Below are 25522 nucleotides of genomic sequence, written 5' to 3' on the forward strand. Positions count from 1 at the left end.
GTTGGCGAGTGTCGATGTCATGCGAACCGACACTCCTTGGAGCACCTTGCCGGCCCGGGACCACCTCCTGGCCGGCGCGGGCGATGCGGCAGGTGCCCCCGTACTCGATGTGGTGGTCCCCGTCTACAACGAGGAGAAGGACCTGGAGCCGTGTGTACTGCGGCTGCACGACCATCTCGCGCGCACCTTCCCCTACGCCTTCCGGATCACCGTCGCGGACAACGCGAGCACCGACCGGACCCCCGAGGTGGCGCGGCGGCTGGCCCGCTCGCTGCCCGGGGTGGTCTCGTACCGGCTGGAGGAGAAGGGCCGCGGGCGGGCGCTGCGTACCGTCTGGTCGCACTCCGACGCCCCGGTCCTCGCCTACATGGACGTGGACCTGTCCACCGACCTCAACGCGCTGCTCCCGCTGGTCGCCCCGCTGATCTCCGGGCATTCGGACCTGGCCATCGGCTCGCGTCTCGCGCGCAGTTCGCGGGTGGTGCGGGGGACGAAGCGGGAGTTCATCTCGCGGGCCTACAACATCATCCTGCGCTCGTCGCTGGCCGCCCGGTTCAGCGACGCCCAGTGCGGGTTCAAGGCGATCCGGCGCGAGGTCGCGCAGCGGCTGCTGCCGATGGTCGAGGACACCGGCTGGTTCTTCGACACCGAGATGCTGGTGCTCGCCGAGCGGGCCGGGCTGCGCATCCACGAGGTGCCGGTCGACTGGGTCGACGACCCGGACTCGACGGTCCACATCGTGCGGACCGCCACCGAGGACCTGAAAGGGGTGTGGCGGGTGGGCCGGGCGCTGGCCGTCGGCGCGCTGCCGCTGGACCGTCTCGCGCGGCCCTTCGGCGACGACCCGCGCGACCGCGGGATCGGCGGGGTGCCGCGCGGACTGGCCCGGCAGCTGGTCGGGTTCTGCGCCGTGGGAGCCCTCTCGACGCTCGCCTACCTGGTCCTGTACTCGCTCTTCCGGCAGGGCGTCGGACCGCAGATCGCCAACGGCGGCGCGCTGCTCGTATCGGCCGTGGCCAACACGGCGGCGAACCGCAGGCTCACCTTCGGTGTACGCGGCCGGGGCGGGGCCGTACGCCACCAGGCGCAGGGCCTCGTGGTCTTCGCCATCGGCCTGGTGCTGACCAGCGGTTCGCTCGCCGCCCTCGGAGCGGCGTCGGGTTCGCCCTCGCACGGCACCGAACTCGCCGTGCTGATCGCGGCCAACCTCGCGGCGACGGTGCTGCGGTTCCTGCTCTTCCGCGCCTGGGTCTTCCCGGACCGCGACCGGGGCGGTGACGCGGCCCGCCCCGCGCACGCCCCCGCGGTACCGGTGGACGCGGCGGCGTCCCGCCAGGCCGTCGTACCGGCCGACGACACCCACCACGAACTGAGGAACGTCCGATGACCACGCTCGACCACCTCCCGGCCCCGCCCCACGCGGCGGGCTCGCCGAGCCACGGACGGACGGGCGGCTCGCTGCCGCACCGCGCGTGGCGCGGCCGGGCCGAGGACCCCCGCTGGGTGCGCCCGGCCTTCCTGTCCCTGCTGCTGGTCATCACGCTGGCGTACCTGTGGAACCTCAGCTCCTCCGGCTACGCGAACTCCTTCTACTCCGCCGCCGTCCAGGCCGGCAGCCAGAGCTGGAAGGCGTTCTTCTTCGGTTCGCTGGACTCGGCGAACGCCATCACCGTGGACAAGCCCCCGGCCACCCTGTGGCCGATGGCCCTGTCGGTGCGGATCTTCGGCCTGCACTCCTGGGCGATCCTCGCCCCGCAGGTGCTGATGGCCGCGGCCACGGCAGGGGTGCTCTACGCCTCCGTACGCCGCCGGTTCAGCGCCGCCGCCGGGCTGATCACCATGGCGGTGTTCGCGCTCACGCCCGTCGCCGCGCTGATGTTCCGGTTCAACAACCCGGACGCGCTGCTCGCGCTGCTGATGACCGTCACCGTCTACTGCGTGCTGCGCGCGATGGAGAACGGCCGGACCACGTGGCTGGTCTGGGCGGGCGTCGCCGTCGGTCTGGCGTTCCTGTCCAAGACCCTCCAGGCGTTCCTGATCCTGCCACCGCTCGCGGTGCTGTACGCGGTGTTCGCGCCGGTCTCCGTACGCAAGCGGTTCGGCCAGCTGGGCCTCTCGGCCCTGGCGATGACGGTCGCCGGCGGCTGGTGGGTCGCGATCGTCGAACTGTGGCCCGCCTCCTCGCGCCCGTACATCGGCGGCTCGCAGAACAACTCGTTCCTGGAGCTGACCTTCGGCTACAACGGGCTCGGCCGGATCAACGGCGAGGAGACCGGCAGTGTCGGCGGCGGCGGGGGCGGTGGAGCCGGCGGTCAGTGGGGCGAGACCGGCATCGGCCGCATGTTCAACTCCGAGATCGGCAGCCAGATCTCCTGGCTGCTGCCCGCCGCGCTGATCCTGCTGGTCGCCGGTGTCTGGCTGACCTGGAGGGCGAAGCGGACGGACACGGCCCGGGCGGCCTTCCTCGCCTGGGGCAGCTCGCTGCTGATGACCGCGGGCGTGTTCAGCTTCATGGCCGGCATCTTCCACCAGTACTACACGGTGGCCCTGGCCCCCTACCTCGCGGCGCTGATCGGCATGGGGTCCACGGTCCTGTGGGAGGAGCGGTCCCGCTGGTGGGCGGGTGCCACGCTCGGTGTCACGGTGGCGGTGACGGCCTACTGGTCGTACGTGCTCCTGGGGCGGACCCCGGACTACCAGCCGTGGCTGCGGCCGACGGTGCTCGTCGCCGGGATCATCGGCGCGCTGGGCCTGCTGCTCGCGTCCCGGCTGGGGCGTCAACTGGCGCTCGCCGCCGTGGGGCTGGGCTTCGCCGCGTCACTGGCCGGGCCGGCCGCGTACACCGTGAGCACGCTGAACACCGGGCACCAGGGTTCGATCGTCACCGCGGGTCCGTCCTCCGGCGGAATGGGCGGCCCCGGCGGGGGCGGCGGCGGTGGCCGTGGTCCCGGCGGCGGTGGCGGCATGCAGCCGCCCGGGCAGGGCACCCAGCAGGGAGGGGGAGGCCGGCAGGGCACCCAGCAGGGCGGCGGTATGGGGCAGCCCCCGACCGGTGGCGGGGGCGGGCAGCCTCCGACCGGCAGCCGGCCGGGTCAGGGCGGTACCGGCACGGCGCAGCAGGGGCAGCAGCCCGGCGCCATGCCCGGCACGGGCGAAGGCGCCCGGGGCGGCGGCGGTGGCATGGGCGGTCTGCTCAACGGCGCGACCGTCGACGCCGCGGCGAAGAAGCTCCTCGCGGCGAACGCGGACGACTTCACCTGGGCCGCTGCGGCCATCGGCTCGCAGAACGCCGCCAGTTACCAGCTCGCCACCGGCGATCCGGTGATGGCGATCGGCGGCTTCAACGGGAGCGACCCGTCCCCGACGCTCTCCCAGTTCAAGAAGTACGTCGAGGACGGCCGGATCCACTACTTCATCTCCAGCGGCACCGGCGGCGGTGGTGGCATGGGCGGCGGCAGCGGCACCTCGTCGCAGATCTCCGCCTGGGTGGAGAAGAGCTTCAAGAAGGTGACCGCCGGCAGCGCGACCTTCTACGACCTGACGCAGCCGACGAGCAGCTGAGGCCGGGGCCGGGACCCGGGAGGTTCAGCGCCGCAGCAACAGGTCGGCGACAACGGGGCGGTGGTCCGAGGCGAGTGTCTCGGCCACCGCCGCTTCGCGTACCCGCACGGTGTCCTTCGAGACCGCCACGTAGTCGATCCGCTGGACCGGGTTCAGCGCCGGGTAGGTGGGGCCGCCGGGCTCCACATCGGTGAGCGTCTCCCACAGCGGGGACAGCTCCGGCGCGGCCGGTGCCGCGTTGAAGTCGCCGAGCAGGATCTGGTGGACCGGCCGCCGCTCCGACTGCTGGTCCTGCGCCATGATCCGGCGGGTGTCGGCCACCTGGGCGATCCGGACGGACGGGTCACCGCGGTAGTCGAGGTGCGTCGCGTACACGTGCACGGGCACCCCTCTCACCCGCAGCACCACCTCGCCGAAGCCGGGCGCGGGCGCCGGGACCGGGTTCGGGTCCTGGGTGGAGAGCCGGGTGATGTCGTGGTTCTCCGCGCTCACGATCCGGTACCGGGACAGCACCGCGACGCCGAACTCGCGTCTCGGGGCGCCCGCCGTCACCGGATCGAGGCTGTAGATCGGGGCGAACGACACCTGCATGCCGAGGCGTTCGGCCAGCTCGGCCGCGAGGTCGCGGCCCTGGCTGCGGTCGCCCCAGTGGACGTCGACCTCCTGGAGTCCGATCACGTCCGCGTCCAGCGAGCGGAGCTCGGCCACCTGCCGGTCGAGATCGAAGACGTTGTCCATGCCGGCCCCCGCATGGATGTTGTACGTGGCGACGCGCAGGGGCACCAACTGCCCCGGACCGTGCCCCGAAGCCGCCGCGGGCGGCGCGAGAGCCGCCCCCAACAGGCCTGCGGTCAGAAGGACTTCCACCGTACGACGACGCAGTGACATACCACTCCAGCCCTTGTCGGATCAGCGACCGCACCGTACCGCGGGAAAGTCGGTTGTACGTGGCTCATGCACGGCTATACGGTGTACAGCGTCTTCCTGTACACCGTATAAGTCCGTTCCCGTCCCCCGCACCGTTCCTGACAACGCCCCGGGAGTCCGCATGACGGCGACCGCCGCCGAGCAGAACCACCTCACACCGCCGCCGAGCCACCCGCAGCGCTGGCTGATCCTCGGCGTCATCTGCCTCGCGCAGCTCACCGTGCTGCTCGACAACACCGTCCTCAACGTCGCGATCCCCTCCCTCACCCGCGAGCTGGACGCCTCCACCGCCGATGTTCAGTGGATGATCAACGCCTACTCGCTCGTGCAGTCGGGCCTGCTGCTGACCGCCGGCAGCTCCGCCGACCGCTACGGCCGCAAGAAGATGCTGATCGCGGGGCTCGCCCTGTTCGGCATCGGCTCACTGGTGGCCGGGCTCGCCCAGTCGTCCGCGCAACTGATCGCCGCCCGGGCCGGCATGGGCATCGGCGGGGCGCTGCTGATGACCACCACGCTCGCCGTCGTCGTCCAGATCTTCGACGAGACCGAGCGGGTGAAGGCGATCGGCATCTGGTCGACCGTCAGCTCGCTCGGCTTCGCCGTCGGGCCGCTGATCGGCGGGGTCATGCTCGACCACTTCTGGTGGGGCGCGATCTTCCTGATCAACATCCCGGTCGCCGTGATCGGCCTGGTGGCCGTGGCGCGGCTGGTCCCGGAGTCGAAGAACCCGAGCGGGGAGCGCCCCGACCTGCTCGGCGCGCTGCTCTCCACCATCGGGATGGCCGCCGTCGTGTACGCGATCATCTCCGGTCCCGGACACGGCTGGACCTCCGGCCAGGTGCTGCTGACCGCCTTCGTCGGGGTCGCCGTCCTCACCGGATTCGTGCTGTGGGAGCTGCACATCCCGTATCCGATGCTGGACATGCACTTCTTCCGGAACCAGAAGTTCGTCGGCGCGGTCGCGGGCGCGATCCTGGTCGCGTTCGGGATGGGCGGCTCGCTCTTCCTGCTCACCCAGCAGCTCCAGTTCGTGCTCGGCTACGGGCCGCTGGAAGCGGGCCTGCGCACGGCACCGCTGGCGCTGAGCGTCGTCGCGCTCAACCTCACGGGGCTGGGGGCGCGGCTGGTGCCCAAGCTCGGTACGCCCGTCACCATCGCCTCCGGGATGGCGCTGCTCGCCGCGGGTCTGGCCGCCATCGCCCTGCTGGGCGGGGAGGGCTACGGCGGGACACTGCTCGGCCTGCTCGTCATGGGCGCGGGCATCGCGCTCGCCATGCCCGCCATGGCCAACGCGATCATGAGCGCCATCCCGCCCGAGAAGGCCGGCGTCGGCGCCGGGGTCAACGGCACCCTCGCCGAGTGCGGCAACGGCCTCGGGGTCGCGGTGCTCGGCGCGGTCCTGAACTCCCGCTTCGCCGCCCTCGTCCCGTCGGCCGTCGGCGCGGCCTCGCTGCCCGCCGCCCTGGCCGCCGTGAGCGGCGACGGGGAGCGGCAGCGGATCACGGACGCGTTCTCCCAGGGCCTGGAGACCAGCATGCTGGTCGGGGCGGCGGCCGTGCTGGCCGGCGGACTGCTGGCGGCCGTGCTGCTGCGCCGGGCGGAGCGAGGAGAATCGGCTCGGGCTGATTCGGCCGCGGCAGCGGCATAGCATCGGACGGGACGTACCGGACCGTACGACTCCGTTTTTGGGGAACGGGGTACGTATCCGGTTCGTCCCGCCGGCAAGACGAGGGAGTGCCCCATGGTGTCCGCGGCCGATCGCGCGAAGGACCCTGCCCGGACCAGTGTGTGGCTGAACCACCGGCCACCGTCGCGCACCCGGAAACCGGACCAGCCCGCCGGGCTCGACCGCGACCGGATCACCGCCGCGACGGTCCGGCTGCTGGACGCCGAGGGCCTCGCCAAGTTCTCCATGCGCAGGCTGGCCGCCGAGCTGAACGTCACGGCGATGTCCCTCTACTGGTACGTCGACACCAAGGACGACCTGCTGGAGCTCGCCCTCGACTCGGTCTACAGCGAGATCGGCCCCCCGCAGGCGGACGCCTCCTGGCAGACCCGGCTGCGCGCGCTCGCGACCGCGTACCGGGAGCTGCTGGTCCGGCACGTCTGGGTCTCCCCGCTCGTCGGGAAGTTCCTCAACGTCGGCCCGCACGCGATGCTCATGTCGTACGCGATCCAGGACGTGATCCGTGCGACCGGTCTCCCGCTGGGGCGCCAGACCGGCGCGCTCTCGGCGGTCTTCCAGTTCGTGTACGGATTCGGCACCGTCGAGGGCCAGTTCGCCCAGCGCAGCGCGGAGGCGGGGCTCACCCAGGACGAGTACTTCCAGCAGGCGATGTCGGCCATGAAGGGACAGCCGCAACTGGGCCCGATCGTGGAGGACTCGCAGGACCTCATCGCGGCGCGGGGCGCCGACACCGTTCACGAGATGCACGAGCGGGACTTCGCGTTCGCGCTCGACCTGCTGATCGCGGGGATCGAGGCGATGCGGGAGCGGTCCCGGGACGCCGAAGAGGCCCGCCCCCGTCAGTAGCCCCGGGCCGGGTCCACGGCGAGCGCGGGCACCCGCCCCGCCTCCAGCTCCCGCAGACAGGCCGTGAAGTCCGTGACCACGTCGGCGTCGGCCGTGATGCCCGCGGAGTGCGAGGTGATCACCGTACGGGGGAGCCGCCAGCAGGGGTCCCCGGGCGCGGCGGGCTCGTCGGGCAGGACGTCGAGTACCGCGCGTCCCACCGTGCCCGCCTCCAGTGCCGCCTCCAGCGCCACCAGGTCCACGGTCGCGCCCCGGCCCACGTTGACGAAGGTGGCCCCGCCCAGGGCCGCGAACCGGGCCGCGCCGAAGTACCCGGCCGTCGCCCCGGTCAGCGGAAGGGCGGAGATCACCCAGCGGGCGGCCACCGGCTCGTCCGGGCGGACCATCGCGTCGAAGCCCGGCGGGACGGCGCGCGGGGTGCGGGCCACCCCCACTGTCCGGATGCCGCACGACCGCAGCAGCCCGGCGACGGCCGAACCGATCCTTCCGGCGCCGTGCACGACAGCCGTCTGCCCGGCCACCAGCTCCGAGGGGATGCGGCGCCATTCGCCCCGGGCGTGCTGCGCGGCGAACTCCGGAACCGACTGGCATTCCGCCAGCACCCAGGCCAGCACGTACTGCGCGATCCGCTCGCCCATCCGGCCCACCGTCCGGGTGAGCAGCGCCCCGGCGGGCCACGGACCGGCGCCCAGCAGGGCGTCCGTACCGGCGTTCACGCTGTGGAACCACACCAGGCCGTCCCCGCGCAGCGCGTCGGGCAGTGCGGCCCCCACGTACACATAGGGGCCGCCACCGGCCGGACCGCCGCGCTCCACGGGGCGTCCGGCGGCCCGCTCCAGGGCATCCGCCACCGGGGAGCCGACCTCGGGCCCGGCCAGCAGCCGGGCCCGGGACAGCAGTTCGGGCCGGGGGTGCGGCACGGCCACCGGGGTCAGCTGCCCGGGGCCAGGTGCGCCGGGAAGCCGCCCGTGGCGACCGGACCCCATCGCTCGGGGGTGATCCTGATGATCGACTTGCCCTGCTTCACCATGGCCGCCCGGTACTCGTCCCAGTCGGGGTGCTCCCCCGAGATGTTCCGGAAGTACTCGACGAGCGGCTCGACCGAATCCGGTGAGTCGATCACCTCGGCCGAGCCGTCGATCTGCACCCAGGGCCCGTTCCACTCGTCCGACAGGACGATCACGCTCACCCGCTCGTCACGCTTCGCGTTGCGGGTCTTCGCCCGTTCGGGGTACGTCGAGACGACGATCCGGCCCGCGTCGTCGACGCCGCAGGTGAGCGGGGAGCCCTGGGGGCGGCCGTCGGACCGGGTGGTCAGCAGGATCGCCCGGTGCCGGGGCCGGACGAAGGCCAGCAAGTCGTCGAGTTCCACGGCGGTGTTGGTCGCGATGTTCGATGCCATGGGACCGACCCTACGGCCGTGCGCTCAGGCAGTCGGCAGGGAATCGCCCTGCACGGCCTGGATGTCGAGCTCCACCCGCAGCGTGGTGCCGATCGCCGAGATGCCCGCCTGGATCACCTGGTTGTAGTTCATGGCGAAGTCCTCGCGGCGCAGTTCTGCCGTGGCGCTGAACGCCGCGCGGACGCCGCCCCACGGGTCCGGGCCGGTGCCGAGGTAGCTCAGGTCCAGGTCGACCGGACGCTCCACGCCGTGCAGCGACAGCTCGCCGTGCACGGTCCAGCGGTCGGGTCCTGCCGGAGTCAGCCCGCTGGAGCGGTAGGTGATCTCCGGGAACCGCTCGGTGTCGAGGAAGTCCGGCGAGCGCAGGTGCTTGTCCCGCATGCCGTTGCCGGTGTCGATGCTCGCCGCGTTGATGACCGCGTCCACGCGCGAGCGCTGGATGTCCTCGGCGATCTCGATCCGGCCGCCGAACTCGGTGAACCGGCCGTGCACGCTGGAGATGCCCAGGTGCTGCGCGACCGCGCCCACGGAGGAGTGCGCCGGATCCAGCGACCAGGCGCCCGGCGGCGGCAGTTCCACGCCGCCCTGGCGGGCCAGCACCACCGTGCCCGCCTCGACCCGGCCGCTCGCCGTGACGAGGGCGGTGGAGGCGGAGGGGGCGTACCCGACCGCCGTCACGATCACGGTGTACGCGCCGGCGGACAGCAGTGCGTCGGTGCGCACCGCCCCGTCCTCGTCGGCGGCGGCCCGCAGCACCTGCGTCCCGGTCATGTCGGTGACCGTCACGACCGCGTGCTGGACGGCCCAGCCGTCCCGCGTGCGTACCTGTGCGCGAAGTCCCATCCCGTTTTCTCTCCTTGCCCGTTGCTCAATGGCCCGCCCGCTTCGACCGAACGGGTCACTCAATGAGTCGGGCCCCGGGGCGGGGACGGCAGGCCGTCCCCTGCCTGCCGTCCCCACCGCCGGGGCCCATTTTTCCGCCGGCCGGGACAGACTCTCCGCTCGAAGTGCCATCCCGCCAGGGGTCTTGCGCGTCCGGGGAAATCCCCGGACGGATTACTCGCCCGGGTGGACGAGCTCGATGTCGTGGCCGTCGACCCCGTGACCGGCCACGGTCAGGGAGCCGGCCACCGGCGGGTAGCCGGTCGCGATGACCGAGTACTCGCCCGCGTCCAGGTCGGCGAAGGCGTACGCCCCGTCCTCCCCGGTCGTCGAGGTGGCGATCACGTTGCCGGCCGCGTCGACCAGCGTGACGCGGGCGTCGGCCAGCGGACGCCGGTTGGAGCCGGCCCGCACCACGCCCTGGACCAGCGCACCGGACTGCAGTGCGGCGTCGACCCGGGTGACACCCTGGCCGCCGATCTCCACGGGCAGCGCCAGCGGACGGAAGCCGGCCGCGTTGACCGCGACGGTCACCGAGCCGGGGACCAGCTCACCGAAGGTGAACTCGCCCGCGTCGCCGGACTTTCCGGTGGCCAGCACGTCGCCGCGCACATCGGTCACGATGACCATGGCGCCCTCGACCGGCGAGCCGCCCTCGGCTGCCCGCACGGTTCCGGCCAGGCCGCTCGTACCGGCGAGCAGGATGTCGTAGGCGAGCGGCTCGTCGCCGACGACCACGGTCGACGCCTGCGGCTGGAAGCCGTCGGCCGACGCGATCAGCACGTACGAACCTGCGCCCGGGGCGTCCAGACCGTAGCTGCCGTCGGCCTGCGCGACCGAGATGCCCAGCTGCCGGCCGCCCAGCGAGATCAGCGTGACGGCGGCCCGGGCCACGGGTGCGCCCTCGGCGCCGCGCACCACACCGCGTACCGCGGTGCCCTGCACGGTCTCCAGCGGGGCCGCGGCCTCCAGGGTGTCGACCGAGGTGACCCCGGCCGTGCCCTCGGAGACCAGCGCGGTGGTGCCGGCCGGGACCTCGGCCGCGGCGGCGGCCGGGACGGCCTCCGTCTCCGCCGAGGTGTCGCCCACGGCCTTCGTCCGCAGGGCGACCTCCTTGATGAAGATCGTGATGAGGAACGCGAGCAGTGCGGCCGGAGCGGCGTACAGGAAGACGTCGCCGACGCCGTGCCCGTAGGCGCTCTCCACGACCGTACGGAACGGTGCGGGCAGCGTGTCCAGGTTGGGGATGCCCCCGCCGCCGGTACCGCCGTGGCCCATGGCCGCGCCCTGGGGACCGAGGTCCGCCAGGCCGTCCTTGACGTAGTGGGTGACCCGGTTCGCCATGACGGCGCCCAGCGCCGAGACGCCGATCGCACCACCGAGGGAACGGAAGAAGGTGACGACGGAGCTGGCGGAGCCGAGGTCGGACGCGGCCACCTGGTTCTGCGTGGCGAGCACCAGGTTCTGCATCATCATGCCGATGCCGAGACCCATCACGAACATGAAGATCGCGATGTGCCAGTACGTCGTGTCGTACCGGATGGTGCCGAGCATCCCGAGGCCCGCGGTGAGCAGGAAGCCACCGCTGACCAGCCAGGCCTTCCAGCGGCCCGTCTTGGTGATGATCTGTCCCGAGACCGTCGAGGAGAGGAAGAGACCCGCGATCATCGGGATCGTCATCACACCGGACATCGTCGGCGACTTGCCGCGCGCCAGCTGGAAGTACTGGCTGAAGAAGACGGTGCCCGCGAACATCGCGATACCGACGAACAGCGAGGCGAGCGAGGCGAGCGTGATCGTCCGGTTGCGGAACAGCCGCAGCGGGATGATCGGCTCCTTGGCCCGGGACTCGGTGAAGACGAACAGCAGCACGAGCACCAGGGAGCCCGCGAGCATCACGCCGGTCTGCCAGGACATCCAGTCGTACTTGTCGCCCGCGAAGGTCACCCAGAGGAGCAGCAGCGAGACGGCGGCGCTGATGAAGAAGGCGCCGGTCCAGTCGACCTTGACCTCACGCTTGACGACCGGGAGCTTCAGGGTCTTCTGGAGCACGATCAGGGCGATGACCGCGAACGGCACACCCACGTAGAAGCACCAGCGCCAGCCCATCCAGCTGGTGTCGGTGATGACACCGCCGAGCAGCGGACCGCCGACGGTGGCGACGGCGAAGACGGCGCCGAGGTAGCCGCTGTAGCGGCCGCGCTCGCGCGGGGCGATCATCGCGGCCATCACGATCTGCGCGAGGGCGGACAGACCGCCGACGCCGATGCCCTGCACCACACGGCAGGCGATCAGCATGCCGCTGCTGGTCGACATACCGGCGACGACCGAGCCCGCGACGTAGATGACGAGCGCTATCTGGACCAGCAGCTTCTTGCTGAACAGGTCGGAGAGCTTGCCCCACAGGGGGGTGGTCGCCGTCATGGCCAGCAGCGAGGCCGTGACGACCCAGGTGTAGGCGCTCTGGCCGCCGCCCAGGTCGGAGATGATCTCCGGCAGGGCGTTGGAGACGACGGTGGACGACAGGATGGCGACGAACATGCCGAGCAGCAGCCCGGTGAGCGCTTCCATGATCTGCCGGTGTGTCATCGGCGTGCCGTCGGAGGAGTCGCTTCCTCCGTGCTTGGCGTGGCCGCCCCGCACACCGGTTGGTGTGGTCGTAGCCATTTAATTCCTTCTCTTTGCTTCTGTTACACGGGTGTACGGGTGTACGAGCCGTCGTGGCTGTCGGTGTGCCGGTAGCGGCAGTCGCCGCTGTGCTTTCCGGGGGCGCACCCGCCGGAGCCGCGGCAGGAGAAGCTGTCGCGCAGCCGGGCCAGCAACGTGTTGAGCTGCCCGACCTCTTCGTCGGACCAATCCTGAAGGTTGTGGGCGAACATTTCGGTCGTCCGGCAGTTCAGATCGTCGAGCACTCCCTCGCCCGCGGGGGTCAGCCGCAGGATGCGGGAGCGCTTGTCCGCCGGGTCCGGGGACCGTTCGATCCAGCCGCGTTCCGCCACGTGAGCGACGTGTCGGCTGGTCACCGACATGTCGACTGCGAGGAGCTCGGCCAGCCTGCTGATCCGCATTTCGCCGTGCTGACTCAGCAGGGCCAGTACGGCTGCCGAGCCGCCGGGGCATTCAGCCGGGAGGATGCGGGCCAGGCCCCGTTTGACGGCGCCGACGGCGCTGAGCTGCCGGGCCAGTTCTTGGTACTGACTCCGTGCGGCCACGGGACCCCCCAGACATCTCACCAGCCATCTTGTTGCTTAGGGCAACCATAGAAGCCGTTGGTTGCTGCAGGCAAACGAAAAGGGCCTTGCAGAAGTAAAGGAACGCAAAAGGCTGCGTAGGGTGCGGGTCAAACGCCCAGCGTGTGCGGGGCGCGCGTGGCAGGTGTGTCGTGCGCCACTTCGTGGGGCGGGGGCGGCGGTCGCCCCGGGGCCGCACCGGATCGAGTTCCCCGTCCGCGCGGCTTCGGCCGGGCCGCCCGGCCGCCCTTCGCGCATATATACGGGTGGGAGCGGGAGCGGCGCACGTCGCGGCTCCCAACTGTGCGCCAGGGTGCGGGTGTTGCATTCCGTCCAGGTGAGCGGAGCCCGTACGGGGTGAGGCGGTCCGGCCGGCTCGGCCACTCCGCCTTCACCGGTTCCCCGGTTATGGCCCCGCCCCTTCACCGCCCGGGGGTTGGGCCCTTCCGCCGAGTTCGCTAGGGTCCTGCGACATGGCACACAATCCCCACGCTCCGCAGGGTCCCGAGGGCAACAGCGACCCGGCAGGCAACACCCAGATGTTCCGCGCCTTCGTCGACGAGGGTGAGCCGCAGCGCCGGCAGCAGCCCGCCGCCGTGTCGTCCGGCCCGAGGACCGGACTGATCGCCGCCGTCGTCGCGGTGATCGTCGTGCTCGGCGCGGTCGCCTGGCTCGCGCTCGGCTGACCGGCCCTCCGGACTCTCCTGGACCGGCCGGCGCAGGGGGAGGGGCGGTGTCGCCCCTTCATCCGCCCGGCCGGTCCCCGTCCCCCGTCACTTCCAGACGGCGGTCACGTCCCGGGTCTCGACATGCATGCCCAGGGGTACCCGCCAGGCGTCCACACAGACGGTGTACGTCATCTTCCGCGCCGCTCCCGCGCCGATCGGTACGGGCAGCAGCGCTGTCGATTCCCGGGTCGCCCAGTCGATCCCCAGCCCGCCGATGATGTGCGTGGCGAAGGTGACGGTGCCCGAACGCGCCGGTGAGCCACCCGTATTGCGGAACTCCACGGTCACCTTCTCGCACCACCGCTCGTCCGCTGCCGCGCGCACGGGGGTGCCGACCTTCAGTACGGCGGGCCCGGCGGGGGTGGTGGGGGCCGTGGGGCCGGGTGACGAGGGGGACGGGGAGCCGGGCCCGGTGGAGCCGCCTGAGAGGCCGCCTGGCGGGCCGGATCCGCCTGAGGGTGTGCCGCGCGTCGTTCCGGTGGAGCCGGACGCTCCGGAGGCCCCTGCCGTGTCTGTGGACGCACCGGGCCGGGTGGCGTCCGGGCCGGAACCGCGCGCGCTCCCCGTACCGCCCGCGTCCGGGCTGTCCGTGCTGTCCGTGTCGTCCGTCGCGGTCGAGGACCCGGGGGAGGGCGAGGCGCCGGAGCGGCCCTTGCCCGCCCGGCTTCCATCCCCGGCGCCGTCCAGCGGCACCAGCGTGACCTTCCCCGAGGGCGCCACCGCCCCCGAGGGCGCCTTCCCCGGCCCCGCCGCGGCCGCGCCGACCGCCGTGTAGCCGTCCCCGCCCGCCTGGCCGCCGCAGCCTGCCAGTGCCCCGCCCAGACACAGCACGGCCGCCGAGACGGCGATCGCTGTGCCCCGGTGGCCGGGCCGGCCGCATGTCTGACGTCGCATCGCGACAGTGTCTCTGACGGACCGTCAAATCGGAACCCCTGGGATGGGGGCAGCGGACCCCCGGGATCGGGGCAGCGGGTCAGTCGGCGATGAGCCCCTCCCTGAGCTGGGCGAGCGTGCGGGTCAGCAGCCGGGAGACGTGCATCTGCGAGATGCCGACCTCCTCGCCGATCTGCGACTGGGTCATGTTGGCGAAGAACCGCAGCATGATGATCTGGCGCTCGCGCGGGGCGAGTCTGGCCAGCAGCGGCTTGAGCGACTCGCGGTACTCGACGCCCTCCAGGGCCGCGTCCTCGTACCCCAGCCGGTCGGCCAGCGAGCCCTCGCCGCCGTCGTCCTCGGGGGAGGGTGAGTCCAGCGAGGAGGCGGTGTAGGCGTTGCCGACGGCCAGGCCGTCGACGACGTCCTCCTCGGAGACCCCGAGCGCCTTGGCCAGTTCCGGAACGGTCGGCGAGCGGTCGAGCTTCTGGGCGAGCTCGTCGCTGGTCTTGGTGAGGGCGAGGCGCAGCTCCTGGAGCCGGCGCGGCACCCGCACCGACCACGAGGTGTCGCGGAAGAAGCGCTTGATCTCGCCGACGACCGTGGGCATCGCGAACGTCGGGAACTCCACGCCGCGTTCGCAGTCGAACCGGTCGATCGCCTTGATCAGGCCGATGGTGCCGACCTGGACGATGTCTTCCATGGGTTCGTTGCGGCTGCGGAACCGGGCCGCGGCGTAGCGCACCAACGGCAGGTTGAGCTCGATGAGCGTGTCCCGTACATAGGCACGCTCCGGAGTGTCCGTTCCGTCGGGGCCCGGTGCGGGGCCCAGTGCGGCGAGCCGCAGGAACAGGGAGCGGGACAGCGTACGGGTGTCGATGGCTTCCGGCGAGCTGGTGAGCACAACGGGTGCGGGTGCGCTCTTGGTGAGCGTGAGCACCTTCGAGCTGCCCTGTTCTGCGGACATGCCACCCCCTTGAGGTCGCGGACGGTCGCGGTGGCCACGACCATCGGAGGAACGCAGCCTCCACCTGAATACCGGAGGGGAGGCTGCGGCAAACGCGGTTCCCGCAGAATGTCACATGTCGGCAACACGCTGTAGTGACTTGTCGACAAGTTCTGGGGGTGTCTGCGCAGTTAACAAGGGGTGTGGGGCTTTTGGCCCGCGAGGAACACTCCGGAATCGGTCTACCCGATCCGGTTACGCCTCGATCCTGTTTGCGGATCGAAGTCGGGCGAAACTTCGGGCCAGGAGTCTTGACACATGCATCTGTGAGACTCCCAGTTCGGCGCTGATCTGGGACTGCGTCAGGTTGCTGTAGTAGCGGAGCATCAGGATCCGCTGTTCGCGTTCGGGCAGTTGTACGAGCAGATGCCGGACCAGGTCGCGGTGCTCGACGCCGGCCAGGGCGGGGTCCTCGTAGCCGAGCCGGTCCAGCAGGCCGGGCAGCCCGTCACCCTCCTGCGCGGCTTCGAGCGAGGTCGCGTGGTATGAGCGGCCCGCCTCGATGCAGGCCAGCACCTCGTCCTCGGAGATCTTCAGCCGGGCGGCGATCTCCGCCGTGGTGGGGGAGCGGCCGTGAGCGGTCGTCAGGTCCTCGGTGGCGCCGGTGACCTGGACCCAGAGCTCGTGGAGCCGGCGCGGCACGTGGACGGTGCGCACGTTGTCCCGGAAGTACCGCTTGATCTCGCCGACGACGGTCGGCATCGCGAAGGTGGGGAACTGGACCCCGCGTTCGGGGTCGAACCGGTCGATGGCGTTGATCAGGCCGATGGTGCCGACCTGGACGACGTCCTCCATGGGCTCGTTGCGGCTGCGGAACCGCGCGGCGGCGTACCGCACGAGCGGCAGGTTCGCCTCGATCAGCGCCGCCCGGACCCGGCCGTGCTCCGCGGTGCCCGCCTCCAGCCCCTGGAGCCGGCCGAAGAGCACCTGGGTGAGCGCCCTGGTGTCGGCGCCCCGGGTCCTGCCGGGCGGGACGGTGTCGTCGGGTGTCTCGGTCTGGATCGTCGGGGTCTCCTGGGACACCTGCGATGCCTGCGGCGCCTGGGACGCCTGCGCTTGGGGCCCCTGGGGCATCTGTGATGCTTGTGATGCCTGGTGTTCCTGCGGTGTTGGCGACTGGGGTGAGTGAGCCCCGGAGGATGCCTGGGGTGCAGGGGATGCCTGGACCGCATGAGGCGTCTGGGGTGCGGGGGGCGTCTGTGCCGCCGGTGTTGTCCGGGCGGCCTTATCGGTCTGGGGAGGCACTTGAGGCGCTGTACTGGCCGGCACGGTGACGCCACCCCTTTGCGGTCAACTTCGGTCAACTCATCCGTCAAAAGCGGTCATAGCATCACAAGACATGTCCACTATGTGCAAGCACCCCATAGCGCCGTGTTGACCTCGAATCGGTTTAAACACAAAGAAAGCCCCTCACCGTCGTGGTGAGGGGCTCGCAGGGCCGAAGGCGTCAGAACGGGTAGTCGGCCATCACCCAGGTGGCGAATTCACGCCACTGCCCGGCAGCCGCCTGGTGGGCCGGATGCTCGATGTAGCTCTTCAGCGCGGCCTCGTCGGCGACGGCGGAGTTGATGGCGAAGTCGTACGCGATCGGCCGGTCGGTGATGTTCCAGGCGCACTCCCAGAACTCCAGCCCGGGCACCTTGTCCGCCAGTCCCCGGAAGGCCTCGACGCCTGCGACGACCCGCGGATCGTCCCGCTCGACGCCGTCGTTCAGCTTGAACAGGACCAGGTGGCGGATCATGGGGTTCTCCTACTTCACGAGCTCGGACATGAAGTCGCCGACGCCCTGTGCGGCGTCCGAAACGCCCTCGAACCCTACCTGGACGAGATCCGCAGCCCGGGCGGGGGACGTGATGATCGTGTAGAGCACGAAGACGACTATCACGTAGAGAGCGATCTTCTTCGCTTGCACCATCGGCCCCTGACTCCCCTTCGATCCCCTGTGCAGTCGGGCGAGTCTATCCGCACGTATGGCCGTATCCGCTTGCCCTTTCCGATCACTCACGCGGTCTTTAAGGACCAAGGGCCCGGTGATCGAGGTCCTTTGCCCGACTGCGCGGCATCTGTGGCACGGCAGGATGGTGGACGAGCCCCGGCGGATCCGGCAGGAATCCGAGGGGCGAGGAACAGGACCCCTCTGTGGGGTCCTCGCCGCGGCCTTCCCCCGATCGCGGCGAGGGCTGGTAGGACCTGTTCTCATCGGGGGGAGCGGCTTGTCCCCCCGATGCCGCTCCCCCCGACCCAAGCGCACAGATGGCCCCGGGCCCGACCGCCGTCGGACCCGGGGCCATCGCCGTACCCGGCGCCCGTGGGGTCGGGGCCACTGTCGTACCCGCGGCCCGGGCGGGACGGACGCGGGTGGCCATGGCCGTCCCGCTGCCCGCGGGGCCTCGCTGTACGGCCCCGGGGGCCACCACTGCCGTACTCGCTGCCTGCGAGGTCCGGGCGGGACGGACGCGGGTGGCCACCGCTGTACCCGCTGCCTGCGGGGCCCGGGCCAGTGCCGCACCCGGCGCCCGTGAGACCCGGGCCCGGGCGGAAAACTCGAAGGGCCCGACGCTGTGCGTCGGGCCCTTCACAAGAGCGGTAGCGGAGGGATTTGAACCCTCGGTGAGTTTCCCCACACTCGCTTTCGAGGCGAGCTCCTTCGGCCGCTCGGACACGCTACCGAGAGAGAGCTTAGACCATCTCGGCCGTCCGTCGAAATCCGATTCCGCACAGCACCCCGCAGGCACGGGGACGCCAGGTCAGCGGTCGCGGAAGAAGGCCGTCAGGAGGGCCGCGCAGTCGGCCTCCAGGACGCCGTGGATCACCTCGGGGCGGTGGTTGAGCCGGCGGTCCCGTACGACGTCCCAGAGCGAGCCGGCCGCTCCGGCCTTCTCGTCCCGGGCGCCGTAGACGACCCGGCCCACGCGGGACTGCACCAGGGCGCCCGCGCACATGGTGCAGGGCTCCAGGGTGACGACGAGCGTGCAGCCCGAAAGCCGCCACTCTCCGAGGGCCGCGGCGGCCCGGCGCAGCGCGAGGACCTCGGCGTGCGCGGTCGGGTCGCCGGTGGCCTCGCGTTCGTTGTGGCCCGTGGCGAGCAGGGTGCCGTCCGGGGCGAGGACGACGGCGCCGACCGGCACATCGCCGGCCGCCGCCGCCAGGCCCGCCTCGTCCAGGGCGCGGCGCATGGGCGCCCGCCACGGGTCCCGTACGGGATCGTGCAGGGGTTGCTGTGCTGGGGAAGGGGGGTGCGGGTGTGGTGCTTCGGTCACCCGCGGACCCTAACGGACGGTCTCCAGGACCTCGGCCGCTCCCAGCGCGTCCGCGATCTCCGCCAGTGCGTCCGTCCGCAGCATCAGCAGCTCCGCTTCGGGGAGACCGAGGTCGGACAGCACCCCGGTGTCGCCGAGCGGACCCGCCGGTACGGCGTCGGGGTCCGGCCCGTCGTCGTCATCGTTGTCGGTGTTGTTGGTGTGGTCGGGGGATTCCGGCTCGCCGTCCTCCGTACCGTCGAGGCCGACGAGCTCTTCGAGGGCGGCAATCGAGTCCTCGGCCTCGGGTTCGCGGCCGAGCAGTTCATCGGTGAGCAGGATCTCCCCGTACGAGGAGCGAGCGGCGGCGGAGGCGTTGGAGACGTAGATACGCGGATCCTCCTCCCCGTCCACCCGGACGACGCCGAACCAGGCGTCCTCCTGCTCGATGAAGACGAGCACCGTGTCCTCGTCAACCGAGGCCTCACGGGCCAGATCCGTCAGATCCGACAGGGTCTCCACATCGTCGAGCTCCGTGTCGCTCGCTTCCCACCCGTCTTCGGTGCGCGCGAGCAGTGCGGCGAAGTACACCGTGACTCTCCCACTGGTCTTAGAGCCTCTCGTTCGGATCAGGCCGGATCAGGAAGCGGGGTCCGATCCCAACGAAAGACCCTGGGTGTGTCGGTCCGGCGGGGGGCCGGCCGGTGGTCCGGCTGCCCTGCGTCCCGCCCATCGGAATCGTGGCAGAAACGAGGGCTCCGCGAGAGCAGTTCCGTCGTTGCGTCGGCCACCAGTTCTCTTGGGCGCCGCCACCCGGGGGTTCCGCCACCGGCCGGACGGCTACCAGCGAAACGTCCGCATCCGCATGGCCTGGCGCATTCTGGCGGCCTTGACCCGGCGCGGCTGGACCCGGTCGCGGAGCGCCTTGGCCTCGTGAAGCTCGCGGAGGAACTGGGCGCGCCGTCTGCGGCGCTGCGCGTCGGTCTCCGGCGCGTCCCGCGTGTCCTGCGGCTCCGGTGCGTCCCGGTCCTGCTTCGCCCCGTCGGCCATCGGCTCGTCACCCCCAGGCTGGGTCCGTATGCCCCCACCTTCCCCCCGAACGTGCGGTTGATGCCAGCGCACGGGTGCGGGAGGCGCGGTTACTGTTGACGGCATGCGGATCCACGTCGTCGACCACCCGCTGGTCGCGCACAAACTCACCACCCTGCGCGACAAGCGCACCGACTCCCCGACCTTCCGGCGCCTCGCCGACGAGCTGGTCACCCTGCTCGCGTACGAGGCCACCCGCGATGTGCGCACCGAACAGGTCGACATCGAGACCCCGGTGACACCCACCACCGGAGTGAAGCTGTCGTACCCGCGGCCCCTGGTCGTGCCGATCCTGCGGGCCGGCCTCGGCATGCTCGACGGCATGGTGCGGCTGCTGCCGACCGCCGAGGTGGGCTTCCTGGGCATGATCCGCGACGAGGAGACGCTGCAGGCGTCCACGTACGCGACCCGTATGCCGGAGGACCTCTCGGGCCGCCAGGTGTACGTCCTGGACCCGATGCTCGCCACCGGCGGCACGCTGGTCGCGGCCATTCAGGAGCTGATCAAGCGCGGCGCGGACGACGTGACCGCGGTCGTGCTGCTCGCGGCGCCCGAGGGCGTCGAGGTGATGGAGCGCGAGCTGGCCGGGACGCCCGTCACCGTGGTCACCGCCTCGGTCGACGAGCGGCTCAACGAGCACGGCTACATCGTGCCGGGCCTCGGCGACGCCGGGGACCGGATGTACGGCACCGTCGGCTGAGGCTTCCGTTCGGACGGCCGACGGCCGGGGTGCTCCTGGAGCGCCCCGGCCGTCGTTCTGTGCCCCGGCGCTCATCGGCGCTCCCAGGCGGTCGTTCTTGCGCCTGGGAGCGCATCGCGCGCCCCAAGCGGTCGTCCTGCGCCCAGTGCTCACTCTGCGCCCCGGGCCGTCGTTCTGCGCCCGGGGTGCTTTCAGCGCCCCGGGCGCTCGTGCTGTACCGGCCCGCGCGTCCTCAGCAGGAGGACGGCTTCGGGGCAGGCTTCGTCAGGGCGGTCAGCGCCCCGGCCGCCGCCTGCGGCGTGCTGAACGCCTTGAACTTCGTCCCGATGATCAGATCGACGTCCGTGCTCTTGCGGGCGTCGGTCTTCGTCGCCGCCCCCGGCAGCTGCGTGCCGAGCACCGGGAACGTGCCGTTGACCGCGGTCGGAGAGCCCAGCAGTATGCCGGTCCCGGGGACCTTCTTGTCGTACGCGGCGGTGGCGTTGCCCACCTTGCCGATGGTGAATCCACGCTTCTTCAGCTCGTCGGCCGCCGCCTTGGCCAGTCCGCCACGCGGTGTCGCGTTGTAGACGTTGACCGTGATCTTCGCGGGCTTCGGCAGGACCTTCGCGGGCGTGGACGGCTTGGCGGTCGGGCAGTCCGCCTCGCGGTCGGCGGCGCTGGCCTGCTTGTCGCCGCCCGTGAAGACATCGATGAGCTGCAGCGTGCCCCATCCGGCCAGCCCGAGGGCGACCACGGAGGCGATGGCCGAGAGGACCAGTTTGCTGCGGCGGCGGGGGCGCCGCATGCGCGGGTACTTGTCACCCGTGATGCGGTACTTTCCGCCCATGCCGGGGGGAGTGAGCATGCTCATGGGCGCAGCGTAGTGCGACCCGGTGATGATGACTATTTGATGATCGACGGATCGCACCCGTCCGAGTGCGAAAGTGCACTCGAACGAACCCTGACGGGGAGTCGAACGGGCCGGTGAGGGTGCCTCAGCCGAGCTCGAGCACGCGGGCGTGCAGCACTTGGCGCTGCTGCAGCGCGGCACGGACCGCGCGGTGCAGCCCGTCCTCCAGGTAGAGGTCGCCCTGCCACTTCACGACGTGGGCGAAGAGGTCGCCGTAGAACGTGGAGTCCTCGGCGAGGAGCGTTTCGAGGTCCAGCTGGCCCTTGGTGGTCACGAGCTGGTCGAGGCGGACCGGGCGCGGCGCGACATCCGCCCACTGCCGGGTGCTTTCCCGGCCGTGGTCGGGATAGGGCTGCCCATTTCCGATGCGCTTGAAGATCACACGGAAAGCCTACCGGTCAAGGGCCTCCGGGCGCAGCCATGGAACGGGACTGCGATGCCTGCCGCGGAGGCATATAGGCGTCCATTCCGGAATTGGGGCCGTGACGAACGAGAGCGACAGCGCGAGAGGGGCGTACCCGGGAGCGCGGAGGGTGGTGCGAGCGGTGGCACGGTCGGTGGGTACGCAGCGGAGCGCCGGGGAGACCTCACACACGCCCCTCACACACGCACCTCACGCACGCCCCTCGCCACGCCCCGGTCCCAGCTGTCCAGATCCCGGCCTTGAGTGGGCAGCGGGCAACGGGCAGTGGGCAGTGGGTTCAGCGGGTTCAGTGGGGTTCACCTGCCCTTGGCAGCCGCCTTCGCGGCCTTCGCGGCCTGTTTGGCCTCCTGCTTGAAGGCGCGGACCTCGGCGAGCGACTCGGGTCCGGTGATGTCGGCGACCGAACGGTGCGAGCCGGGCTCCCCGTACGGCCCCGCCGCCTCCTGCCAGCCCGGCGGCCGGACCCCGAACTGCTTGCCCAGCAACGCCAGGAAGATCTGCGCCTTCTGGGTGCCGAAGCCGGGCAGGGCGTTGAGCCTTCTCCGCAGATCCGCCCCGGTGGCGGCGCCGGTCCACACGGCGCCGGCCTCGCCGTCGTACTGCGCCACCAGGAACTGGCACAGCTGCTGCACCCGCTTGGCCATCGAGCCCGGATAGCGGTGCAACGCAGGTTTGGCGGTGAAGAGTTCGACGAACGCCTCGGGGTCGTACGCGGCGATCTCATGGGCGTCCAGATCGTCTCCGCCCATCCGCTGCGCCAGTGCGTACGGTCCGGAGAACGCCCACTCCATCGGTACCTGCTGGTCCAGCAGCATGCCCACGAGCGCGGCGAGCGGGCTGCGCGCGAGAAGCTCGTCCGCCTCCGGCTGCTGAGCGATCCGGAGGGTGAGGTTGCGGCCCTTGTCGCTGTTGGTCATGGACCCGATGATTGCCAGCCGGGGGTGCGACGGCCAGTGAAACCACCGCCGATGCGACGGTTTGCAGCCGTTTGCCGCCTTTTTGTGTCGCTTCCGTAGCTTTCATTGCTTCCCGACATACCCGGCTTTCCGGCTTCCCCGACGCCCCCGGCGCGTGGCTCCTGACTCCTGGCCCAAGACCGTGCCGCCGTGACTCCGGGCTCCTGGCTCGCTCCCGCCTCCCGGGCGCCGACGCTGTCGGCCGCGGCCCGCGTCAGCTGTCGAGGCGGTCCGCCCGGCCGTACAGATAGCGGGCTTCCGGGAGGCTCAGGGTCCCGGAAGCCGCCGAGCGGTAGGCGGCGCGGGCCCCCTCGGTGTCGCCGGCCCGTTCCAGCAGATGGGCGCGGACGGCGTCCAGGCGGTGGTGGCCCGCCAGCCGGTCCGCGAGGGCGTCGGCCTCGGCCAGCCCGGCCTGCGGGCCGTGCACCATGGCGACGGCGACGGCCCGGCTCAGTTCCGCCATCGGCTCGGGGGCGATACGTACGAGGACGTCGTACAGCGCCAGGATCTGCGGCCAGTCGGTGTCCTCGGCACGGGCCGCCTCGTCGTGCAGCGCCGCGATGGCCGCCTGCACCTGGTAGGGCCCGGCGGGCCCCTCGCGCAGGGCCTCCGCGACCAGGGCGGTGCCCTCGGCGACGGCCGCCCCGTCCCATCGGGTGCGGTCCTGCTCGTCGAGCGGGACCAGCTCGCCGTGCGGTCCGGTGCGTGCGGCACTGCGGGCGTCGGTGAGCAGCATCAGCGCCAGGAGCCCGCTCACGGCGCCGTCCCTGGGCAGCAGCCGGCGGACCGAACGGGTCAGCCGGATCGCCTCCCGGGCCAGGCCGGCGCGGTGCAGGGCACGTCCCGAGGTCGCCGTGTAGCCCTCGTTGAAGATCAGATAGAGCACCTGGAGCACGACCGCGAGCCGCGAGTCCCGGTCGGCGGGCCCGGGCTGGACGAAGGCGGCGCCCCGGACCTTCCGCTTCGCCCGGCTGATCCTCTGGGCCATCGTCGCCTCGGGCACCAGGTGCGCCCGGGCGATCTCGGCCGTGGTCAGACCGCCGACGGCCCGCAGCGTCAGGGCGACCTGCGCGGCCGGGGCCAGATCCGGATGGCAGCACAGGAAGAGGAGCGTGAGGGTGTCGTCCTCGGACGGCGCCCGGCTGCCACCCGCCGCGGGTTCATCGGGCGCCGGTGCGGTGAAGGCGTCCCGGGGCGTGAGCGCGGCCGCCGCCTCCTCACGCGCGCGCCGGGCATCGTCGCTGCGGAGCCGGTCCACCAGCCGCCGGGACGCCACCCTGATCAGCCAGCCGCGCGGATTGTCCGGAACCCCCTGCTCGGGCCACTGCCGGGCGGCGGCGATCAGGGCCTCCTGCACCGCGTCCTCGGCGGGGTCGAAGTGCCCGTACCGGCGCACCAGCGCGCCGAGGACCTGCGGGGCGTGCAGCCGCAGCAGGTCCTCGACCTCGGACGTACGTTTCACACATCGCCCCCGCCGCTGTCGATGGCCCTGATGACCACCGGGGCGGCCGGCGCCCCGGCAGGCGCCGGGCACCGGGTGACGCGCGCGGCGATCTCGGTGACCCGCTCCAGGCTCTCGCACTCGAGTACCCAGTACCCGGCGAGCACTTCCTTCGTCTCCCCGTAGGGGCCGTCGGTGATCACCGGGCGGCCGTCCTCACCCGCGGTGACGAACCGGGTCTTCGCCGGTTCGACGAGTCCCTGGGCGTCGATGAGCTCACCGGTCTCGGCGAGATCGTCGTTGATCCCTCCCATGAACGCGAACATGGCCTGCACGTCCTTCTCGCTCCAGGCCGGATTGCCGGCGGACGCGTTGCCGCGCATCGCCTCGTAATCGGCCTGCGAGCCCTGCACCATCACCAGGTACTTCATGATTCCGCTCCCTCTGCGAGGTCCCGGCCGCCCCTCGTGGGCGACTCTCACAGGGGACGTCGGAGCGGGGCGACGGTTCTCGACACCGCGCCGGAGACCGTTCCGGGAAGCGCCGAGAATTCCCGGAACGGCCCAGGGGGAGCCGTGCGGTGCCGCCGCCGGATCGTCGGGTCCGTACGGGAACCGGAAACCGGTGAACGGTGGGACGGGCGGCGATGGTGACGTGGGGCCGGGGGTGCGGGTGAGGCGTCGCGATCAGCCCTTCCCCAGCGCGGCCAGGCCTTTCTGCATGTCATCGGTGTTCATGACCGGCTGGATCTCGATCTCCGCGCCGAGCCCCTCGAAGAGAGGCTCCGCGATGGAGGGGAGCACCGAGCTGTCCTGCATGTCGAAGACGAAGGTGCAGCACCGCTTTCCCTCGCTGGGACCGAAGTAGGCGGCCTCCGGCTTGAGGCGTTCCGCGAGCGACTGCATGATCGTCGCCAGGGTGCCGTTCTTGACCGCCTCGTTCGCGAGCTGGGTGTCCAGCTGGGCTCGCAGCATGACCCTCATGGCCTGGCTCCTTCCGTCCCCCGGGACCGGCGCGGATCCGTCCGCGCACGCGGGGCCCCGGCGACGTCCCGCTCAGCGTCACCGCGGGGGGCGGGGGCAGCCAACATCTCGTGCACCATCCGGGCTGCCCGCACTGCCCACACCGTCGGGCGGCTGTGACGGCTGACCGCCGTACGTCTCCAAGGTGCGGTCTACGCCACGGGCCCGACCCCACCGCGAGCCCACCGCCGGTAGAGCGAGGACGGACACACGCCCGCTGCGAGCAGGGGACGCCTGCCGTACGAGCAAGAGCGGACGCACTGCCGCTGCGAGCAAGGGCAGAGGGCAGAGGGCAGAGGGCAGAGGGGGAGCCAGATCCGAACGCTCCGGGGTTCCCGCACATGCTGTCGGCCGCTCCGACCGACGTACTTCCGACTGACGTACTACGGGTGATTGAGCCCGCATCGCGATGCGCCGCGCGCCGGGCACCGGCACCCTGCTGAGTGAGGAGCGGGCGAGGTAGGCGCTGCGCAGGCCGGTGGCCTGCTGCCTCCGCCCTCCGCGATCGGCATGACGGTCCCGGGCGGAGCCCGGCGGACGCGAGTCGAAGGGGGCGGTTCAGTGACGTTCGGTGCGACAGGGCCGTCCGGCCCCACACACGCGACGGACGGGACGGC

At 71.6% G+C, this 25522-nt stretch carries 26 protein-coding genes and 1 tRNA gene; 6 read left to right on the forward strand and 21 right to left on the reverse strand.

The genetic code is table 11. The annotated features are described in order from the left end of the window. Positions 1 to 19 precede the first annotated feature (19 nt). Positions 20 to 1387 carry a glycosyltransferase gene (locus ACGFZA_RS24300; protein ID WP_385282185.1) on the forward strand — a complete coding sequence of 456 codons (1368 nt, stop codon included), beginning with the start codon at positions 20 to 22 and terminating at the stop codon, positions 1385 to 1387. Further along, on the forward strand, positions 1384 to 3561 hold the full coding sequence (locus ACGFZA_RS24305; RefSeq protein WP_393681821.1) for an ArnT family glycosyltransferase: 2178 nt from the start codon (positions 1384 to 1386) through the stop codon (positions 3559 to 3561). The genes ACGFZA_RS24300 and ACGFZA_RS24305 overlap by 4 nt, the downstream gene beginning before the upstream one ends. A gap of 24 nt (positions 3562 to 3585) precedes the next feature. On the opposite strand, the gene ACGFZA_RS24310 is transcribed toward ACGFZA_RS24305, so the two are convergent. Beyond that, positions 3586 to 4449: an endonuclease/exonuclease/phosphatase family protein gene (locus tag ACGFZA_RS24310; protein WP_385282181.1), complete on the reverse strand. Its 864-nt coding sequence runs from the start codon at positions 4447 to 4449 to the stop codon at positions 3586 to 3588. 160 nt (positions 4450 to 4609) lie between these two features. On the opposite strand from ACGFZA_RS24310, the gene ACGFZA_RS24315 reads away from it, so the two are divergent. Then, the gene (locus tag ACGFZA_RS24315) at positions 4610 to 6136 is read left to right on the forward strand and encodes an MFS transporter (protein WP_393681824.1); all 1527 of its coding nucleotides are present in this window, start codon (positions 4610 to 4612) and stop codon (positions 6134 to 6136) included. A gap of 93 nt (positions 6137 to 6229) precedes the next feature. Next, a complete protein-coding gene (locus ACGFZA_RS24320; protein WP_385282175.1) occupies positions 6230 to 7021 on the forward strand; it encodes a TetR/AcrR family transcriptional regulator in 792 nt (263 codons plus the stop codon). Here the strand turns inward: ACGFZA_RS24320 and ACGFZA_RS24325 are convergent. The 5 genes from ACGFZA_RS24325 to ACGFZA_RS24345 all read right to left on the reverse strand — a co-directional run bounded on the left by ACGFZA_RS24325 (position 7015) and on the right by ACGFZA_RS24345 (position 12517). Beyond that, positions 7015 to 7947 (reverse strand): NAD(P)-dependent oxidoreductase, encoded by a 933-nt coding sequence (locus ACGFZA_RS24325; protein WP_393681826.1) that lies wholly within the window; start codon positions 7945 to 7947, stop codon positions 7015 to 7017. The two genes, ACGFZA_RS24320 and ACGFZA_RS24325, sit on opposite strands and share 7 nt — an antisense overlap. A 5-nt stretch (positions 7948 to 7952) precedes the next feature. After that, a complete protein-coding gene (locus ACGFZA_RS24330) occupies positions 7953 to 8423 on the reverse strand; it encodes a PPOX class F420-dependent oxidoreductase (protein WP_356319172.1) in 471 nt (156 codons plus the stop codon). A gap of 24 nt (positions 8424 to 8447) precedes the next feature. Beyond that, complete coding sequence (locus tag ACGFZA_RS24335) at positions 8448 to 9266, reverse strand: YceI family protein (RefSeq protein ID WP_385282169.1); 819 nt, start codon at positions 9264 to 9266, stop codon at positions 8448 to 8450. A 213-nt stretch (positions 9267 to 9479) separates the two neighbouring features. Then, the gene (locus ACGFZA_RS24340) at positions 9480 to 11972 is read right to left on the reverse strand and encodes a DHA2 family efflux MFS transporter permease subunit (protein ID WP_393681830.1); all 2493 of its coding nucleotides are present in this window, start codon (positions 11970 to 11972) and stop codon (positions 9480 to 9482) included. A 23-nt stretch (positions 11973 to 11995) separates the two neighbouring features. Then, positions 11996 to 12517, reverse strand: coding sequence for a MarR family winged helix-turn-helix transcriptional regulator (locus ACGFZA_RS24345; protein WP_385282163.1), 522 nt, complete (start codon positions 12515 to 12517; stop codon positions 11996 to 11998). Between the two features lie 491 nt (positions 12518 to 13008). Between ACGFZA_RS24345 and ACGFZA_RS24350 the strand changes: the two genes are divergently transcribed. Next, positions 13009 to 13221 carry a hypothetical protein gene (locus tag ACGFZA_RS24350; RefSeq protein ID WP_326737519.1) on the forward strand — a complete coding sequence of 71 codons (213 nt, stop codon included), beginning with the start codon at positions 13009 to 13011 and terminating at the stop codon, positions 13219 to 13221. 87 nt (positions 13222 to 13308) lie between these two features. Here ACGFZA_RS24350 and ACGFZA_RS24355 read toward each other — a convergent pair whose 3' ends face one another. From ACGFZA_RS24355 to ACGFZA_RS24395, 9 genes are all read right to left on the reverse strand, one after another. Further along, a complete protein-coding gene (locus tag ACGFZA_RS24355) occupies positions 13309 to 14157 on the reverse strand; it encodes a hypothetical protein (RefSeq protein ID WP_393681833.1) in 849 nt (282 codons plus the stop codon). 79 nt (positions 14158 to 14236) lie between these two features. Next, positions 14237 to 15103: an RNA polymerase sigma factor SigF gene (locus ACGFZA_RS24360; RefSeq protein ID WP_385282156.1), complete on the reverse strand. Its 867-nt coding sequence runs from the start codon at positions 15101 to 15103 to the stop codon at positions 14237 to 14239. Between the two features lie 234 nt (positions 15104 to 15337). Continuing rightward, positions 15338 to 16216, reverse strand: a complete 879-nt coding sequence (locus ACGFZA_RS24365) for an RNA polymerase sigma factor SigF (protein WP_393681835.1) — start codon at positions 16214 to 16216, stop codon at positions 15338 to 15340. Between the two features lie 373 nt (positions 16217 to 16589). After that, positions 16590 to 16883, reverse strand: coding sequence for a Dabb family protein (locus ACGFZA_RS24370; protein WP_385282151.1), 294 nt, complete (start codon positions 16881 to 16883; stop codon positions 16590 to 16592). Positions 16884 to 16892: 9 nt separating this feature from the next. Continuing rightward, the gene (locus ACGFZA_RS24375) at positions 16893 to 17057 is read right to left on the reverse strand and encodes a hypothetical protein (RefSeq protein WP_168713694.1); all 165 of its coding nucleotides are present in this window, start codon (positions 17055 to 17057) and stop codon (positions 16893 to 16895) included. Between the two features lie 669 nt (positions 17058 to 17726). Continuing rightward, positions 17727 to 17811, reverse strand: a tRNA-Ser gene (locus ACGFZA_RS24380). A 78-nt stretch (positions 17812 to 17889) separates the two neighbouring features. Then, positions 17890 to 18402 (reverse strand): tRNA adenosine(34) deaminase TadA, encoded by a 513-nt coding sequence (tadA, locus tag ACGFZA_RS24385; RefSeq protein WP_385282148.1) that lies wholly within the window; start codon positions 18400 to 18402, stop codon positions 17890 to 17892. Between the two features lie 9 nt (positions 18403 to 18411). Beyond that, the gene (locus ACGFZA_RS24390) at positions 18412 to 18972 is read right to left on the reverse strand and encodes a hypothetical protein (RefSeq protein WP_385282145.1); all 561 of its coding nucleotides are present in this window, start codon (positions 18970 to 18972) and stop codon (positions 18412 to 18414) included. A 249-nt stretch (positions 18973 to 19221) separates the two neighbouring features. After that, complete coding sequence (locus tag ACGFZA_RS24395; RefSeq protein WP_385282142.1) at positions 19222 to 19431, reverse strand: hypothetical protein; 210 nt, start codon at positions 19429 to 19431, stop codon at positions 19222 to 19224. Between the two features lie 103 nt (positions 19432 to 19534). Here ACGFZA_RS24395 and upp point away from each other — a divergent pair, with 103 nt between their 5' ends. Next, the gene (upp, locus tag ACGFZA_RS24400; protein ID WP_328949585.1) at positions 19535 to 20170 is read left to right on the forward strand and encodes a uracil phosphoribosyltransferase; all 636 of its coding nucleotides are present in this window, start codon (positions 19535 to 19537) and stop codon (positions 20168 to 20170) included. Positions 20171 to 20402: 232 nt separating this feature from the next. Here the strand turns inward: upp and ACGFZA_RS24405 are convergent, their stop codons facing one another. The 6 genes from ACGFZA_RS24405 to ACGFZA_RS24430 form a co-directional block, all read right to left on the reverse strand. After that, a complete protein-coding gene (locus ACGFZA_RS24405) occupies positions 20403 to 20999 on the reverse strand; it encodes a LytR C-terminal domain-containing protein (protein ID WP_385282292.1) in 597 nt (198 codons plus the stop codon). 148 nt (positions 21000 to 21147) lie between these two features. Then, positions 21148 to 21444 carry a type II toxin-antitoxin system VapB family antitoxin gene (locus tag ACGFZA_RS24410; RefSeq protein ID WP_073736427.1) on the reverse strand — a complete coding sequence of 99 codons (297 nt, stop codon included), beginning with the start codon at positions 21442 to 21444 and terminating at the stop codon, positions 21148 to 21150. Positions 21445 to 21782: 338 nt separating this feature from the next. Further along, positions 21783 to 22403, reverse strand: coding sequence for an HhH-GPD-type base excision DNA repair protein (locus ACGFZA_RS24415; protein ID WP_393681840.1), 621 nt, complete (start codon positions 22401 to 22403; stop codon positions 21783 to 21785). 253 nt (positions 22404 to 22656) lie between these two features. Beyond that, the gene (locus tag ACGFZA_RS24420) at positions 22657 to 23904 is read right to left on the reverse strand and encodes an RNA polymerase sigma factor (RefSeq protein WP_393681842.1); all 1248 of its coding nucleotides are present in this window, start codon (positions 23902 to 23904) and stop codon (positions 22657 to 22659) included. Beyond that, entirely contained in the window at positions 23901 to 24314 is a 414-nt protein-coding gene (locus ACGFZA_RS24425; protein WP_385282132.1) for a YciI family protein, read from the reverse strand. The genes ACGFZA_RS24420 and ACGFZA_RS24425 overlap by 4 nt, the downstream gene beginning before the upstream one ends. Before the next feature lie 255 nt (positions 24315 to 24569). After that, positions 24570 to 24866: a DUF3303 family protein gene (locus ACGFZA_RS24430; RefSeq protein WP_385282129.1), complete on the reverse strand. Its 297-nt coding sequence runs from the start codon at positions 24864 to 24866 to the stop codon at positions 24570 to 24572. Positions 24867 to 25522: the final 656 nt, after the last annotated feature.

The organism is Streptomyces sp. NPDC048211, from assembly GCF_043202315.1.
Taxonomy (GTDB): domain Bacteria; phylum Actinomycetota; class Actinomycetes; order Streptomycetales; family Streptomycetaceae; genus Streptomyces.

Excerpts from the sequence above, each read along its gene's own strand:
- ACGFZA_RS24300 (WP_385282185.1), top strand. The coding sequence starts at position 20 with ATGCGAACCGACACTCCTTGGAGCACCTTGCCGGCCCGGGACCACCTC.
- ACGFZA_RS24305 (WP_393681821.1), top strand. The coding sequence starts at position 1,384 with ATGACCACGCTCGACCACCTCCCGGCCCCGCCCCACGCGGCGGGCTCG.
- ACGFZA_RS24310 (WP_385282181.1), bottom strand. The coding sequence starts at position 4,449 with ATGTCACTGCGTCGTCGTACGGTGGAAGTCCTTCTGACCGCAGGCCTG.
- ACGFZA_RS24315 (WP_393681824.1), top strand. The coding sequence starts at position 4,610 with ATGACGGCGACCGCCGCCGAGCAGAACCACCTCACACCGCCGCCGAGC.
- ACGFZA_RS24320 (WP_385282175.1), top strand. The coding sequence starts at position 6,230 with ATGGTGTCCGCGGCCGATCGCGCGAAGGACCCTGCCCGGACCAGTGTG.
- ACGFZA_RS24330 (WP_356319172.1), bottom strand. The coding sequence starts at position 8,423 with ATGGCATCGAACATCGCGACCAACACCGCCGTGGAACTCGACGACTTG.
- ACGFZA_RS24335 (WP_385282169.1), bottom strand. The coding sequence starts at position 9,266 with ATGGGACTTCGCGCACAGGTACGCACGCGGGACGGCTGGGCCGTCCAG.
- ACGFZA_RS24340 (WP_393681830.1), bottom strand. The coding sequence starts at position 11,972 with ATGGCTACGACCACACCAACCGGTGTGCGGGGCGGCCACGCCAAGCAC.
- ACGFZA_RS24350 (WP_326737519.1), top strand. The coding sequence starts at position 13,009 with ATGGCACACAATCCCCACGCTCCGCAGGGTCCCGAGGGCAACAGCGAC.
- ACGFZA_RS24355 (WP_393681833.1), bottom strand. The coding sequence starts at position 14,157 with ATGCGACGTCAGACATGCGGCCGGCCCGGCCACCGGGGCACAGCGATC.
- ACGFZA_RS24360 (WP_385282156.1), bottom strand. The coding sequence starts at position 15,103 with ATGTCCGCAGAACAGGGCAGCTCGAAGGTGCTCACGCTCACCAAGAGC.
- ACGFZA_RS24365 (WP_393681835.1), bottom strand. The coding sequence starts at position 16,216 with ATGCCCCAGGGGCCCCAAGCGCAGGCGTCCCAGGCGCCGCAGGCATCG.
- ACGFZA_RS24370 (WP_385282151.1), bottom strand. The coding sequence starts at position 16,883 with ATGATCCGCCACCTGGTCCTGTTCAAGCTGAACGACGGCGTCGAGCGG.
- ACGFZA_RS24375 (WP_168713694.1), bottom strand. The coding sequence starts at position 17,057 with ATGGTGCAAGCGAAGAAGATCGCTCTCTACGTGATAGTCGTCTTCGTG.
- ACGFZA_RS24395 (WP_385282142.1), bottom strand. The coding sequence starts at position 19,431 with ATGGCCGACGGGGCGAAGCAGGACCGGGACGCACCGGAGCCGCAGGAC.
- upp (WP_328949585.1), top strand. The coding sequence starts at position 19,535 with ATGCGGATCCACGTCGTCGACCACCCGCTGGTCGCGCACAAACTCACC.
- ACGFZA_RS24405 (WP_385282292.1), bottom strand. The coding sequence starts at position 20,999 with ATGGGCGGAAAGTACCGCATCACGGGTGACAAGTACCCGCGCATGCGG.
- ACGFZA_RS24415 (WP_393681840.1), bottom strand. The coding sequence starts at position 22,403 with ATGACCAACAGCGACAAGGGCCGCAACCTCACCCTCCGGATCGCTCAG.
- ACGFZA_RS24425 (WP_385282132.1), bottom strand. The coding sequence starts at position 24,314 with ATGAAGTACCTGGTGATGGTGCAGGGCTCGCAGGCCGATTACGAGGCG.
- ACGFZA_RS24430 (WP_385282129.1), bottom strand. The coding sequence starts at position 24,866 with ATGAGGGTCATGCTGCGAGCCCAGCTGGACACCCAGCTCGCGAACGAG.